This window comes from Rhizobium sp. HT1-10 (assembly GCF_049472505.1).
Lineage (GTDB): Bacteria > Pseudomonadota > Alphaproteobacteria > Rhizobiales > Rhizobiaceae > Rhizobium.
Window position 1 is genome coordinate 47,053 of sequence record NZ_JBCEBQ010000011.1, and the last position, 14,348, is coordinate 61,400.

At 62.1% G+C, this 14,348-nt stretch carries 16 protein-coding genes and 1 other RNA gene; 7 read left to right on the forward strand and 10 right to left on the reverse strand.

Features of this window, described 5'->3' with window-relative positions:
• Positions 1-80: 80 nt before the first annotated feature.
• The 5 genes from VH564_RS22295 to recR all read right to left on the reverse strand — a co-directional run bounded on the left by VH564_RS22295 (position 81) and on the right by recR (position 5,272).
• Positions 81-773 (reverse strand): RNA-binding protein, encoded by a 693-nt coding sequence (locus tag VH564_RS22295; RefSeq protein WP_423342051.1) that lies wholly within the window; start codon positions 771-773, stop codon positions 81-83.
• A complete protein-coding gene (nusA, locus tag VH564_RS22300; protein ID WP_423342052.1) occupies positions 770-2,398 on the reverse strand; it encodes a transcription termination factor NusA in 1,629 nt (542 codons plus the stop codon). The genes VH564_RS22295 and nusA overlap by 4 nt, the downstream gene beginning before the upstream one ends.
• A 45-nt stretch (positions 2,399-2,443) precedes the next feature.
• Positions 2,444-3,061 (reverse strand): ribosome maturation factor RimP, encoded by a 618-nt coding sequence (gene rimP / locus VH564_RS22305; protein WP_423342053.1) that lies wholly within the window; start codon positions 3,059-3,061, stop codon positions 2,444-2,446.
• Between the two features lie 148 nt (positions 3,062-3,209).
• On the reverse strand, positions 3,210-4,439 hold the full coding sequence (locus VH564_RS22310) for a lytic murein transglycosylase (protein WP_423342099.1): 1,230 nt from the start codon (positions 4,437-4,439) through the stop codon (positions 3,210-3,212).
• A 227-nt stretch (positions 4,440-4,666) separates the two neighbouring features.
• Positions 4,667-5,272 (reverse strand): recombination mediator RecR, encoded by a 606-nt coding sequence (gene recR / locus VH564_RS22315; RefSeq protein WP_423342054.1) that lies wholly within the window; start codon positions 5,270-5,272, stop codon positions 4,667-4,669.
• Positions 5,273-5,329: 57 nt separating this feature from the next.
• On the opposite strand from recR, the gene VH564_RS22320 reads away from it, so the two are divergent.
• Positions 5,330-5,947 (forward strand): MOSC domain-containing protein, encoded by a 618-nt coding sequence (locus VH564_RS22320; protein WP_423342055.1) that lies wholly within the window; start codon positions 5,330-5,332, stop codon positions 5,945-5,947.
• A 112-nt stretch (positions 5,948-6,059) separates the two neighbouring features.
• Here the strand turns inward: VH564_RS22320 and VH564_RS22325 are convergent, their stop codons facing one another.
• From VH564_RS22325 to ffs, 3 genes are all read right to left on the reverse strand, one after another.
• Positions 6,060-6,383: a YbaB/EbfC family nucleoid-associated protein gene (locus VH564_RS22325; protein WP_423342056.1), complete on the reverse strand. Its 324-nt coding sequence runs from the start codon at positions 6,381-6,383 to the stop codon at positions 6,060-6,062.
• 40 nt (positions 6,384-6,423) lie between these two features.
• Positions 6,424-8,304: a DNA polymerase III subunit gamma/tau gene (locus VH564_RS22330; protein ID WP_423342057.1), complete on the reverse strand. Its 1,881-nt coding sequence runs from the start codon at positions 8,302-8,304 to the stop codon at positions 6,424-6,426.
• A 46-nt stretch (positions 8,305-8,350) separates the two neighbouring features.
• Positions 8,351-8,447, reverse strand: an RNA gene (ffs, locus tag VH564_RS22335) — signal recognition particle sRNA small type.
• Between the two features lie 90 nt (positions 8,448-8,537).
• Here ffs and VH564_RS22340 point away from each other — a divergent pair.
• The 4 genes from VH564_RS22340 to VH564_RS22355 all read left to right on the forward strand — a co-directional run bounded on the left by VH564_RS22340 (position 8,538) and on the right by VH564_RS22355 (position 11,663).
• Positions 8,538-8,993 (forward strand): HIT family protein, encoded by a 456-nt coding sequence (locus tag VH564_RS22340; RefSeq protein WP_423342058.1) that lies wholly within the window; start codon positions 8,538-8,540, stop codon positions 8,991-8,993.
• Between the two features lie 80 nt (positions 8,994-9,073).
• A complete protein-coding gene (locus VH564_RS22345; protein ID WP_423342059.1) occupies positions 9,074-9,832 on the forward strand; it encodes a hypothetical protein in 759 nt (252 codons plus the stop codon).
• A 168-nt stretch (positions 9,833-10,000) separates the two neighbouring features.
• Entirely contained in the window at positions 10,001-10,960 is a 960-nt protein-coding gene (gene nudC / locus VH564_RS22350; RefSeq protein WP_423342060.1) for an NAD(+) diphosphatase, read from the forward strand.
• 13 nt (positions 10,961-10,973) lie between these two features.
• On the forward strand, positions 10,974-11,663 hold the full coding sequence (locus tag VH564_RS22355; protein ID WP_423342061.1) for a helix-turn-helix transcriptional regulator: 690 nt from the start codon (positions 10,974-10,976) through the stop codon (positions 11,661-11,663).
• 146 nt (positions 11,664-11,809) lie between these two features.
• On the opposite strand, the gene VH564_RS22360 is transcribed toward VH564_RS22355, so the two are convergent.
• Entirely contained in the window at positions 11,810-12,553 is a 744-nt protein-coding gene (locus VH564_RS22360) for an NADPH-dependent F420 reductase (protein ID WP_423342062.1), read from the reverse strand.
• A 67-nt stretch (positions 12,554-12,620) separates the two neighbouring features.
• Here VH564_RS22360 and VH564_RS22365 point away from each other — a divergent pair, with 67 nt between their 5' ends.
• Both VH564_RS22365 and VH564_RS22370 read left to right on the forward strand, forming a co-directional pair.
• Entirely contained in the window at positions 12,621-13,523 is a 903-nt protein-coding gene (locus VH564_RS22365; protein WP_423342063.1) for a LysR family transcriptional regulator, read from the forward strand.
• Positions 13,524-13,621: 98 nt separating this feature from the next.
• Complete coding sequence (locus VH564_RS22370; RefSeq protein WP_423342064.1) at positions 13,622-13,990, forward strand: VOC family protein; 369 nt, start codon at positions 13,622-13,624, stop codon at positions 13,988-13,990.
• Between the two features lie 67 nt (positions 13,991-14,057).
• Here VH564_RS22370 and VH564_RS22375 read toward each other — a convergent pair whose 3' ends face one another.
• Positions 14,058-14,237 (reverse strand): hypothetical protein, encoded by a 180-nt coding sequence (locus VH564_RS22375; RefSeq protein ID WP_423342065.1) that lies wholly within the window; start codon positions 14,235-14,237, stop codon positions 14,058-14,060.
• Positions 14,238-14,348 lie beyond the last annotated feature (111 nt).

The window sequence follows — 14,348 nt, forward strand, 5'->3', positions numbered from 1 at the left end:
CAGGGCGGATGACTACCATCAGACCCTGTCTTTAATTCGATGTACCTTAACGATGCGTCCGGCGTTCACCGATGTCCGCGTCATTGTTTTAGCTGGCCAGCGGCGCCCGTTGCCCGGGACTGACCGCCGTTGCGGTACCGTTCGAGCAGGTTTGCGCGTTTCACTACACCTTCACCCGCCTGCCCTGCAAGCGCGCAGGCATGGATAAAAGCGTTCTGGCCCATCAGTTCGTCCATTTCCGCCTCCGTAAAGGGACGGGAAGATGGTATTTCACTCTCGGTTTCCATTCCGAGGTGCCAGGCCTTGCGGGCCTGGTCGATTTTCCGGACGCCATCATCGGCTGCGTCCGCGGCGTGGTAGACGGCAATTGCGCCGCCTGATCTGATCGCCCCGTCGACCTTCGACGAGCCGTTGATAAACTGGCTGGCCTTGCGGGCCATGTGCATCATGCCGGCAAGCTGCATTTTCAGCAGCCGCTCGACCGTTGCGCCGAGATCGTCCGACGCCTTTACGTCTGCCTTCAGGGCGCGGGCAAAGAGCTTCTTTGCCACCGCCTTGTCGACCGTCGCCCGGTCAAGCTTGACCCAGCAGCCGCGTCCCGGCAATTGCCGCTTCAGATCCGGTACGACCGTGCCGTCAGGCGCGGCGACGAACCGGATCAGGTCGTCCAAGTCACCGCTTTCGCGGGTGACGATGCACATCCGGCCGTTTTTTTCTTCGGTCGGTACATCGTCGTCGTCCAGCGCAACATCCTGTTGGACTGCGGAGGTCATGCTCCCTGCTCGGCGTCGGCTTCTGCCTCTGCTTCAGGCTCGGCTTCAGCGACTTCTGCAAGCTGGACAGTTGCTTCGTCTTCGGTGATCCAGCCGACGGCGAGGCGTGCCTGGATGACCATATGTTCTGCTTCGACGCGCGACACTTCCAGCTTGGAGAACAGGCCTTCGAATTTCTTGGTCTCGCCGTTCTTGCGTTCCGTCCAGCCGACCAGATCGTCCGATGCGCAGCCGGCGAAGTCTTCCAGCGTCTTGATGCCGTCTTCGCCCAGAGCCACCATCATCGGCGCGGTCATGCCGTTGATCTGCAGCAGTTCGTCGGCAACGCCGAGCGTCTTGCGCTTCTCGTCCATCTCGGCTTCGTTGCGCTCGATGAATTCGCGCGCACGCTGCTGGATTTCCTGGGCCGTTTCTTCGTCGAAGCCGTCGATCGAGGCGATTTCCTCGAGGTCGACGAAAGCAAGTTCCTCGACCTGGGCAAAGCCTTCGGAGGCAAGCACCTGGCCGACCATCTCGTCGACGTCGAGCGCATCCATGAACAGGGTGGTGCGCTCGTTGAATTCCTTCTGGCGGCGCTCCGATTCCTCGGCTTCCGTCATGATGTCGATGTCCCAGCCGGTCAGCTGCGAGGCAAGGCGAACGTTCTGGCCGCGGCGGCCGATGGCCAGCGACAGCTGTTCGTCCGGCACCACGACTTCGATGCGCTCGGCATCTTCATCGAGCACGACCTTGGTGACTTCGGCTGGCTGCAGGGCGTTGACGACGAAGGTCGCAGGCTCCTGGCTCCACGGAATGATGTCGATCTTTTCGCCCTGAAGTTCGGCAACCACCGCCTGGACGCGCGAACCGCGCATACCGACGCAAGCGCCGACCGGATCGATCGACGAATCGTTCGAGATGACGGCGATCTTGGCGCGCGAGCCCGGATCGCGGGCAACCGACTTCACCTGGATGATGCCGTCGTAGATTTCCGGCACTTCCATGGTGAACAGCTTCACCATGAACTGCGGATGGGTACGCGACAGGAAGATCTGCGGACCGCGCTGTTCGCGGCGCACATCGTAGACGAAGGCGCGGACGCGGTCGCCGTAGCGGAAGTTTTCGCGCGGGATCATCTCGTCGCGACGGATGATGCCTTCGCCACGGCCGAGATCGACGATGACGTTGCCATACTCGACACGCTTGACGGTGCCGTTGATGATTTCGCCGACGCGTTCCTTGAACTCGTCGTACTGGCGATCACGCTCGGCTTCGCGGACCTTCTGGACGATGACCTGCTTGGCAGACTGGGCTGCGATACGGCCGAAATCCATCGGTGGCAGCGGATCGGCAATGAAGTCGCCGAGGGCTGCATCCGGGTTGCGGTCGCGGGCGAGTTCCAGCGGGATGTGGATCGCGTAGTCTTCGGCCACTTCGACCACTTCGAGCAGGCGCTGCAGACGGATCTCGCCGGTCTTCGGGTTGATGTCTGCGCGAATGTTCGATTCCGAACCGTAACGGGAGCGCGCGGCCTTCTGGATCGCGTCTGCCATTGCGGCAAGAACGATCTCGCGATCGATGACCTTTTCGCGCGCCACGGCATCTGCGATCTGCAGAAGTTCCAGGCGGTTCGCACTGACTGCCATATTAATTTCTCCGTCTTCCTGCCCGGGTTCCCGTCCCGTGGGCGGTTAGTCTATCGGTGAAGTATCTTCGTCTTCTTCTTGTTCGTTCTGGTTCGCTGCCTTGGCCATCTTGTCGGCCTTCAGCGCATCACGAATGAGATCGTCCGTCAGAATAAGCTTTGCTTCGGCCAGCGTGGTGAACGGAATGACGACCTTGGGATCTTCGCCATAGGCCGGCTGGTCACGTTCGATGGTAAAGCCATCGGCATCCACAGCAATGATCTTGCCGCGGAAGCGCTTGCGGTTGTCGACCAGGATCGAGGTTTCCACCTTGACGAGGTTGCCCTGCCAGCGGCTGAAATCCGACTTGCGCACCATGGGGCGATCGATACCCGGCGACGACACTTCCAGATGATACGCCTTATCGATCGGATCATCCACATCCAAAGCGGGAGAAACGGCCTGGGATACGGCTTCGCAATCCTGAACGTTCATCGTGCCATCAGGCCGCTCGGCCATGATCTGCAGCGTCGCGCCGTTCTGGTTCATCAGCCGGACGCGCACGAGGCGGTAGCCGAGGTCGACGATAACAGGTTCAATGATCGCGGCGACGCGCTGGTCCAAACCGGTTTCGACGATCAGGCGGGGTTCGTTGGGGTCTTCTGCTGGTGTCAGGTCCGACAAGCATGCGCTCCTGGAAAATTTGGTATTCCATGCTCGAGCTAATAAAAAAGAGCGGGTCCTCGCGGCCCACCCTTCATCAGACGATCAAGAATTTGAATGCGATATAGCCCCGTTTTTACCAAATTGCAAGGTCTGCAATCATCGCCGGCTATTTAAGCACACCCATCATTCTTGCCTCGGGATAGCAGGTGGGTTGCTCGCCCGCTTTTGCCTGCCACTGGCCGATCGAGCGCCTGGTCTTGTAGCCGGGCAACCCGTCGGTGCCGCCGACGTCGTAGCCCTTGTGCTGCAGCGCCTTCTGCATGGCGGCGACATCCGAGCGCAGCATCTTGCCGACATCGCCCCACGGCCCCTTGAACGGACCCGCGTTGTCGGCGATGCGGTCGGCGAGATCGCCGATGTACAGCGCATAGAGATCGGAGTTGTTGTACTCCTTGATGACGTAGAAATTAGGGGTGACGATGAAGGCCGGGCCATCGCGGCCGGCCGGAACCAGCATCATGCCCGACGCCTTCAGCTCGGCTGACGGGAAGGCGCTGCCGTTCACGCGGGTGATGCCATCGGCGGCCCACTTCGAGATCGGGCGTGCGAGATCGGGGCCTTCCTGGGCGCAGGAGACCGCTGCGGGAATGCTCGCCTCGTAACCCCAGCCACGGCCGCGCTGCCAGCCCTTCTGCACGAGATAGTTGGCAATCGAGGCGAGGGTGTCCGGCACCGACGTCCAGATGTTGCGACGGCCGTCGCCGTCGAAATCGACGGCGTATTTGATGTAGCTCGACGGCATGAACTGCGGTTGTCCGAGCGCGCCGGCGTAGGAGCCCTTGAATTGGTCGGGGCCGATGTCGCCATGCTCGAGAATGCCGAGCGCGGTGATGAGCTCGCTACGGAACATCTCCTTGCGGGTCGACATGAAGGCGTCGGTGGCAAGAATGGCAATCGCCGAATTCTTCAGGGTCGCAGCGCCGAAGCCGGTCTCGCGGCCCCAGATGGCGAGCACGATTGAACCAGGCACGCCGTAGGTCTTCTCGATGCGCTTCAGGGTCGACGCATATTGCGAGGCAAAGCCACGGCCCGTGACGGCCAGCCGCTGCAGGCGGTCATTGTTGAAATAGGGAGCGGGCGAGGAGAACTCCGCCTGGCTCTGCGGCCGCTGCTTGACCGGCGGGAAGCCGGGGGGCGTGAGATCGGGCAGGTTCCAGTTCAACTGGACGCCGGCGAAGGCGGCATTCAGCGTCTTCTCGGACACGCCTGCCTTCTTCGCCTCGGGGAAGATCTGTGTCTTCACCCAGGTCTGGAATTGCGCTTCGACATCGGCCTTCGATGGTGCGGCGAAGGCGGGAAGGGGGACGAGGGTGAGGAGGAGGGCGGCAAGGCTCAGAAGCTGCCGGGAGTACCCCCCTCTGTCACCTCCGGTGACATCTCCCCCACAAGGGGGGAGATTGGCGGCGGGCTCTTTGCCAAACCAATAGCGGATGGATCTCGCCAAGCCTGAAACAGTGCCCAAAGATTGGAAGGGGTCGCCCAGGGCTCCCGATCTCCCCCCTTGTGGGGGAGATGTCACGCAGTGACAGAGGGGGGTATGCATCCGCATCGTCGATCTATCCATCATATCAGCGTCCTCGCCCTCAATGCTGCCGTCAGCGTGCCTTCGTCGAGATAGTCGAGCTCGCCACCCACCGGCACACCATGGGCCAGCCGGGTTATCCGCACCTCGAGGCCGGAGAGCTGGTCGGTGATGTAGTGGGCTGTCGTCTGGCCCTCGACCGTGGCGTTGACGGCGATGATGATCTCGCGGATGCCGCCTTCGGCGACGCGCGCCACCAGGCCACGAATGTTGAGATCGTCCGGCCCGACGCCATCGAGCGGCGAGAGCGTGCCGCCGAGGACATGGTAGGCTGTGTTCATTGCGGCGGCCCGCTCCAGCGCCCAGAGATCGGCAACATCCTCGACGACGATGATCACCGCCTGGTCGCGGCGGTCGTCGGTGCAGACGGTGCAGGGATCGACGGTGTCGACATTGCCGCAATGGGAGCAGATCTTGACCTTGTCATAGGCCTCGCCCATCGCGTTCGACAGCGGGCCCAGCAGTTGGTCCTTCTTCTTGATCAGGTGCAGCGCCGCGCGGCGCGCCGAGCGCGGCCCGAGACCCGGCACCTTGGCCAGAAGCTGGATCAGTTTTTCGATTTCCGGGCCGGTGACTCGCTTTGCCATGGGGCGTTCTTAGACCATATGTAAGAGAAACGGAATCGCGTCAGGAGCCACCATCCCATGAAAATTCTCGCTGTTTGCGTCGGCAACCCCGAAAAATTGCCGGGCAAGAGCTACAAGACCGGCATCAACAAGCACGCGGTGTCGGGGACTGTCATGGTCGATGCCAACGGCTTAGTTGGGGATGCCGTCTGCAATCTCAAGCACCATGGCGGCCTCGACCAGGCCGTTTATGTCGAGGGATCGGTGACGCTCGACTGGTGGGCCCGCGAACTCGGCCAGGAACTGGCGCCGGGCGCGTTCGGCGAAAACATCGTCATCGAAGGTCTAGACAATGCCACCGTGGCCGTCGGCGACCGGTTTGTTGTCGGCGACCTGCTGCTCGAAGTCACCTCGGCGCGCATTCCCTGCGCCACCTTCGCGGCCAAGATGGGGGATCCGAAATTCGTCAAGCGCTACACCAAGTCGGGGCTGCCCGGCATCTATTGCCGGGTGCTGCAGGCGGCCACATTGTCGGCCGGAGCAGAGGTGGAGTACCAGCCGTTTGCAGGTGCGCGGGTCACCATGCCCGAGATGATGAAGACCTACGGCCGCAAACTGTCACCGGAGGACCGCGAGCGCTATCTGGCGACGCCGCTGCATTTCCAGCTCAAGGCGGCGCTAGAAGCGCAAGCGTAAAGCGCAGCGCCAGGCGCGTGTGAACGGCAGCTTATTAGCCGGCAAAACAACATTCCAGGCTGCCTGCAACCCGCTTGCCTCAATCAACCGTCTTACTGGACGGTTTCTCGTCTCAGAAAGGCATCTTGAAGCCGGGAGGGATCGGCAGGCCGGCGGTCAGTTCCTTGGTCTTTTCGGCGACGATGGCTTCGGCCTTGCCCTTGGCATCGGTGTGGGCGGCGACAACGAGGTCTTCGAGGATCTCGACGTCGTCTTCCTCGAACAGCGAAGGATCGATCTTCAGCGAGACCATTTCGCCCTTGCCGTTCAGCGTCACGGTCACGAGACCGCCGCCAGACTTGCCTTCCGCATGGATGTCAGACATTTCCGCCTGCATCTTCTCCATCTTGGACTGCATTTCCTTGACCTTGCCCATCATACCCATGATGTCGCGCATCGTCGTGGCTCCTTTTCTGCTGCTGTCGTCTTGAAATCGATCAGAATTCTATGTCGTCGCCCGGCAAGATATCGCCTTCGTCGGATTCGGCAACGGCCGGCGCCGGAAGCGTTTCGTCGCCGGCATCATCGTCCGCATCGGCGCGGACCCTGACGTCGATGATCTTGGCGCCGGGAAACTGTGCAAGTATGGCAGCGACATCGGGGTCCAGGCTGGCATCGACCATGCGCTGCGCCTGCGCCTTTGTCTCGGCCTCGACCTCGGTCGGCGCGCCGCCGTCGCGGCTGAGGCTGACGACCCAGTGAATGCCGGTCCATTCCTTGAGCTTCAGCGCCAGCTCGTTGAGCAGCGTATTTGGGGCGCCGGGGGCCAGGCTGACGTCGAGATGGCCAGGTTCCAGCTTCACCAGGCGCAGGAAGGTGCGCGACATGGCCTTGAGCTTGGGATCGCGCTTGGCGCCGCAGAGGTCGACGATATCGGCAATCGATCGGATCGCGACAGTCGGTTTTGGCGCGTCCGCAGGCTTTGTCTCCGTACGGCCGGCGGCAAGCGGCTGTGGTGCGGCATCCGGAACGGCGCGCAGCATGGTGGCGCCGCCGCTGGTCGGACGCGGCGCCATATCGGCAGTGCGGCTGGTGATGGCTGGCTGGTAGGCAACGGGGGCGCCAGCGCCGTTGCCGTTACCGTTTCCCGATGGAACCGGCCGCGCATTGCCGCCGCCATCGCTGCCGAGTTCGGCCAGTCGCCGTGCGGCGTCTTCCGGAGATGGCAGAGATCCGGCGTGCGCCAGACGAATCAGCACCATTTCGGCGGCACCGGCCGTGCGCGAGGAGTTTTCCGTTTCCGGAATGCCCTTCAGCAGCATCTGCCAGATCCGCGACAGGGTGGTGACGGCGATGGTCTTCGAGAATTCGAGGCCACGGATCCGCTCGATCTCGCTCAGGGACGGATCATTGGCCGAATCGGGCACATATTTCAGCCGCGTCACCAGATGGGTGAAATCGGCAAGATCTGTCAGCACGACCACCGGGTTGGCGCCGGCTTCGTACTGGCCGTTGAATTCGGCAAGGGCGGCTGCGACATCGCCTTTGACGACATGCTCGAACAGGTCGACGATGCGGGCGCGATCGGCAAGGCCGAGCATCGAACGCACAGTGTTGGCCTCGACCACGCCGCCGCCATGGGCAATCGCCTGGTCGAGCAGCGACAGGCCGTCACGGGCGGAGCCCTCGGCAGCACGGGCGATCATTGCCAGGGCTTCCGCTTCGGCCTCGATGCCTTCCTTGGCTGATATGGTGGTGAACAGGCCGACGAGATCGGAGGCGCTGATGCGGCGGAGGTCAAAACGCTGGCAGCGCGACAGGACGGTGATCGGCACCTTGCGGATTTCCGTCGTCGCGAAGATGAACTTCACATGCTCCGGCGGCTCTTCCAGCGTCTTCAGCAGGCCGTTGAAGGCGGCCGTCGACAGCATGTGCACTTCGTCGATGATATAGACCTTGTAGCGCGCCGAAACCGGGCGGTAGCGGACCTGCTCGATGATCTCCCGGATATCGTCGATGCCGGTGTGCGAGGCGGCGTCCATCTCGATCACGTCGACATGGCGGCCGTCCATGATGGCCTGGCAGTTTTCGCCGAGCATCCTGAGGTCGATTGTGGGCGTGTCGATTTCGGCGGTCTTGTAGTTCAAGGCACGGGCAAGGATACGCGCCGTCGTCGTCTTGCCGACGCCGCGCACGCCGGTCAGCATGTAGGCCTGGGCGATGCGGCCGGTCTCGAAGGCGTTGGTGAGGGTGCGGACCATCGGCTCCTGGCCGACCATCAGGTCCGAAAAATCCTTGGGGCGATACTTGCGGGCCAGCACCCGGTAGCCTGTGCCTGCCGAAACGGCTGAATTTGCTGGTCGCTCGATTTCGCTCATCGCCCTGCTTGTCGCCGGGCAAGCCGGACATCGCTATGAGAAAAGGGTGGGAGGCTGGCACGATGACCCGTGCCTGGCTCGTTGGGGCTGCTTCCTTCCGGACCTGACCCGGTTGGCGAGTGGCTCGTCCACCACCAACCTCCCGGAGCGACATATCGGCAATCTGGTCATCAAATGCAAGCACACCCACAAAAAAACTGCTAAACATTTGAAAAAACACTGAGGAGGATAGCATGAGCCCATTCGTGCTCGATGATCGCCTGGCGCGTGATTCCGATCTAATGGCTGAGCTTGAGCTCTGCCAGTTGCGCATGCTGAAGGATAGCCGCTGGCCCTGGGTGATGCTGGTGCCGCAACGCGGCGGCATCGCCGAGATTTTCGAGCTGTCGCTGGCGGATCAGGCGCTGCTCAGCCAGGAGACCAACAGGGTCGCTGTGGCTTTGAAGGCGGTGACGGGCGCCAAGAAAATCAACATCGGTGCGCTCGGCAATGTTGTGTCGCAGCTGCATGTTCATATCGTTGCCCGCAACGAGGGCGATCCGAACTGGCCGGGACCGATCTGGGGCCATGGTTCTGCAACGCCCTATAGCGAAACTGGCGCGCAAGATTTCTGTCAGGCCCTCCTTGAGGCCCTCAGCGTCTCCAAGCCCATGCATGGGACTTCTCATCAAAAGAAGGTCGGGAACTGAAGGTTGAATTTGGCCGGCTGAGCAATAAGTCGTGTGACGTATGACCATGTCGGCGTCAGCCAGAGCGAGGTTGGAACACGATGCGCCTTTTGCCGATTTGTTTTACTCTCATGACACTGACGTCGACGAACGCCTGGGCGGGATGGATAGAGTTCGGCGATCAATCGCTGCCGTGCTCAGGCGAATATGACGTGATCAACGCGGCTGAGCTTTACACCGCGACGATCAACAAGGATGGAGCGGAAAAGGTCCATTTCATCAAGACAAAAGCGGAGGACAGCACATGTCCTTCTGAATCCGCGTCTTGCGTGCAAGAAGCCTATCTTGTGCCGGGAGACAGGGTTATCGTGTCTGCAGGTTCGGGCACTCTGGCCTGCGTTACCTATGTCTCGTCCAAAGGGTCGAGCAAGATGGGTCTTCTTCCTGCTCCGAGGCTCGATTTTGAAACGAACTTCTTTGCAAAACTCGATAGCAAGGAGATGTTGGGCACGTGGAGCTCAGACGCTTCAGAGGTCTCCCTGTCCAAAGGAGACAGCGGATTCATCACAATCGATGGCGATGCAACGCGAGGACCACCCACTTATAACAGCGGGTCGATTTCCGGCCCCGCCTTCATCAGTTCTGAAGGCATGACCGCCGGATACGAGGAGGAGCATTACGATGGTGAAAAAGCCGCCAGTGATCCCGCAGAGCTTTCGGGAGGGTGCCGTGTTCGCATCCGTTCCCTGACCCACTATCTGGTAATAGACGATAATGACCGTTGTGGCGGTCAAGGGGTCACATTCTCAGGCATCTATATCAAAGGCCCGCTTAAAAATCGCGAAGGGATCGATGATTGAATGACAAGCTCAGGCGCGTGTTGCTTGAACCTTTACCCGCCACCCCTTCTTCCGCCCTGCGGTCCGACGGCTTCTCTCTAGCGATTTGTCCGTTGACCAGCGGTTTCTTCTCCTGTGAAACTGCCGCACACGATTTCCGCCACGCCCTCCTTCAGGCTCTGTGATTCCATGACACTTAAACTCTTCGAAACCTCCGCTCCCCATCCAGAACCGAGCAGCCTCACGGCCTTCGCCGAAAATGCGCTCGACCGGGATTCGGAGCATCGCGACGAGACGTCGGTTGCTAAAGCGCTGTCGATCGACGGCGCCCACCTGTTCGCCTTCGCCGGCGAAAAACTGCTGTTGAAGCATGACGGCCAGATCCTCGATCCGCTGTTTGCGAAATACGAGCTGGCCGGGCTCGAACCGGACTGGGACAATGCCGTGCTGCTCGGCTACCGCAAAAGCGGCGAACCGCGACTGGCCGTGCCTGTCGGCGTCTCGGTCGACGATCTCGCCAGCCAGTACAAGGCGACCGACATGCGGGCGCTGTGGCGGGAGCACCTGTTCGAAGGCGAAATCCTCGGCGAGGCGGCGCAGGCCGCGAGCCTCATTCGCTGGAACAGCGACAACCTTTTCTGCGGCCGCTGCGGGAGCCCGAGCGAAAGCCATATCGGCGGCTACAAGCGCATCTGCACGGTCTGCCAGCACATGATCTTCCCGCGCACCGATCCTGTCGTCATCATGCTCGTGGTCGACGAGGCGCGTGGCCTCTGTCTGCTCGGCCGCAGCCATCATTTCGCGCCGGGCATGTATTCCTGCCTTGCCGGGTTCGTCGAGCCGGGCGAGACGATCGAGAACGCGGTGCGCCGGGAAACTCTTGAGGAGTCTGCCATCGTCACCGGCCGCATCCGTTATCATGCGTCGCAGCCCTGGCCGATGCCGCATTCGCTGATGATCGGCTGTTATGCCGAGGCGAAGTCCACCGATATCCGCATCGACGATGCCGAGCTCGAGGACTGTCGCTGGTTCACGCCGGAGGAAACGCTGGCCATGCTCGACCGAACCGATGCCTCGGGAAACACCTCGCCGCCGAAGGGCGCCATCGCCCACCGGCTGATGCGTGACTGGATCGAATGGCAGCGCTGACCGGATCGCCGCCATGGCCCGCTCCGAACGGCTTCTGACATTGCTGCAGGCGCTCCGGCGCCATCGCCGTCCGGTGACCGGTGCGGCGCTGGCGCAGCAGACCGGCGTCAGCCTGCGCACGCTCTACCGCGACATCGCCAGCCTGCAGGCGCAGGGCGCATATATCGAGGGCGAGGCGGGTGTCGGCTATGTGCTGAAGCCGGGCTTCATGCTGCCGCCGATGATGTTTTCGCAGGAGGAGATCGAGGCGCTGGTGCTGGGCTCGCGCTGGGTGGCCAAGGCCGCCGAACCGCGTCTGGCCGCTGCTGGCGCCGACGCCATGGCCAAGATCGCTGCCGTCCTGCCGGAGGAGATGCGTGCCGAGATCGATTCGGCGACGCTGCTGGTCGGGCCGCGGCGAAGGGAAGAGGACAAGGCCGATCTGTCGGCCATCCGCAAGGCGATCCGCAACGAGCGGATCGTCGAAATCAATTATTCGGACGAAAGCGGCGCGGTCTCCATCCGCCGCGTCTGGCCCTTTGCGCTCGGCTATCTCGAGCATATCCGCATCATGGCCGCCTGGTGCGAATTGCGCCAGGATTTTCGCCACTTCCGCACCGACCGCATCGGCGAGATGCAGGTGCTGGACAGCCGCTATCCGCGCCGCAGGGCGGTGCTGATGAAGGAGTGGCGCGAGGTCGACGACTATACCAGGAATGCCTGAGGGTCGATGAGGCCAGCTGCGGCGGGCTTCCGTGGCTCGGGCATGTGGTGTTGTTTCAGCCTGAGCCTTTATGTCAGCTTATCCCGGGCGAGTAGCTGCGCGGGATAAGCGTTGGTGGGCGATGCCTAGCGGCACCGGAATGCAGACTAAGCCGGGGCGTCGAAGCTTCCCGGGCTGTTCGGGGTGGCGCTCCACTGCTCGGTCCGCTCAGGACTGGCTTCCGACAGCGCCTTGCGGACACCCGCTGCGTCGTGATCCTTCACATAGACGGGAGAGCCGGGCTGCTGGCGCCAGGAATCCTCCAGGCTTCCCGCATCGACGCCATCGAAGCCGATCGCGTCGAGGAGGCTGATGACGGTCGCCTTGGCGGTCGCATCATTGCCGGCGACGGCGATGGCGAGCCGGCCGGCGTCGCCGGTGGGCTTGCCGAGTTCGGCGAGGCTCTTGGCGTAAATCATGTTGAACGCCTTGACGACATCATGGCCGATCTCGCGGGCAACCCAGGCGCTTTCCATCATCCCGCCTTCGATGGCCGCAATCGCGCCATCGCGCTCGCGCGGATAGTAGTTGCTGGTGTCGATGACGACAGTCTCTGGCGAGACTTTCGCAAACAGACCCGCGGGCAAGGCGGGGATGGCGTGCAGCGGGATGGTGACGACGATGACGTTCTTGTCGCGCACGGCATCCTCGACCGTCACGGGGTGGGCGCCTGTCTTCTCGGCAAAGTCCGAGAGCGAGGCAGGGCCTCGCGAATTTGCGACATCGACCTGATGTCCCGCCGCGATCAGCAGCGGTGCCAATGCGCCGCCGATATTGCCTGCGCCAATCATACCGATTTTCATGTGCGATTGCTCCAGTTGTTTCAGAGCCCCGTTGCGAGGCAGAGACAATATTAATTGCTGGTCTCTCCGCGATAAATCGCAATAGGATGCGGATAGTCACCACCAGGAGTAGGGAATGGATCGCCTCGCCAGCATGAACGCCTATGTCGCATCGGTGGAGAAGGGGTCGTTCGCCGCAGCGGCGACGGCGCTGGGGATGTCCCAGCAGATGGTCGCAAAGCATGTCACCTATCTCGAGGCGCGGCTGGGTGCGCGGTTGCTGAACCGCACCACGCGTCGGCAAAGCGTCACCGAGATCGGCAGGACCTTTTACGACCGCTGCAAGCTGGTGCTTGCCGATGCCGATTGGGCCGACGCCGTGGCGGAAGAGGCCAAGGGCGCGCCGAAGGGCCGCCTGCGCATCAGCGCGCCCGTATCCTTCGGCTCGCAGAGCCTGATGGGGCTGGTAACACGATACCTGCGCCAATATCCCGACGTCGAAATCGATCTCGTGCTCGACGACCGGTATGTCGATCCGGTCAAGGATTCCTTCGAAGCGGTGTTTCGCATCGGAGAGATCGGCGATACGAGCCTGACCAAATGCCGGCTGGCGCCTTTCCGCGTCGTCCTCTGCGCCTCGCCGGACTATCTGGCGGAGCGGGGCACGCCTCGCCATCCGGCCGATCTCGAAAGCCATGAGTGCCTCGGACATGCCCACTGGTCCCAGCCCGAAAATTACCATTGGCGGTTCGAAATGGGCGACAGCGTCTATGAGCCGAAGGTCGAGGGGCGCCTGCGTGTCAACGATGCGAAGGGCCTGGTATCGGCCGCCGTTGCCGGTTTTGGTATCGCACTGCTGGCCTTCGACCATGTCCAGGACCTGCTGCGCGACGGGCGCCTGGTCCGCGTTCTTCCCGACTACCGGACCGCGACGCGGCCGATGCACCTGCTCTTCCACCCGGACCGGCGGCAGACGCCGAAGTTGAAGAGTTTCATCGATGCCGTCATGGCAGAGTTCGGAGAGGCGCAGGGCGGATAGGCGGACTAGCAGGAGCCGTCGACGGGCTGCTCGCTGCTGCCAGAAACTGTCAGCTGTTGCGTCTATGCTCACCTTGTCGTCAACAGGGAGCAGAGACCATGACCAGCCCCAACCTCATCATTCTCTATGTCAAGGATCCAGCCGAAAGCGTCGGCTTCTACCGTGGCCTGCTCGGCCGCGAGCCGGTGGCTAACACCCCGAATTTTGCCGCGTTCGCGCTCGACGGCGGCTTTACGCTCGGGCTCTGGCGGCGCAGCAGCGTGGAGCCGCAGCCCTCAGCGTTGGGCAATCGCGGCGAAATGGCGTTCATGGTGCCGGGAGAGGGGAGTGTTGCCGCCCGCTATCAGGAGTGGCGCGGTCGCGGCCTGCCGATTGCCCAGGAACTGACGCAGATGGACTTCGGCCAGACCTTCGTGGTGCTCGACCCCGATGGCCATCGGCTGCGCGTCTGCGAGCCCGATCAGTAACAGGAATGGCGTGCCTATGGCGTAACGGCCATCGCGGCTGCGGGCGGCAAGCCCGCAGCGGGTTCGCTCAGATCAGCGTCAGATCGCTTTCGCATTCGCCGCGTGCCTCATCGAATTCATCGATATGGGCTACGGCGAGACTGCGGAATTCGGCATCGGTGATGTCGTTCGGTGTCTGCGGCATTCCGTGATCCTTGATCATCGTCTTGAGCATTCCGATCAGGTGGGTGCTCTTATCGTCCGACATGGTCGTCAACCTTCACATTTCGTTGATAGTTAGTACACTAACGAATATAACGCATTGCGGTGCAACATACCTGTTCCGATATCGCCGATCAGCCTTGAGGCTGGTGCATGG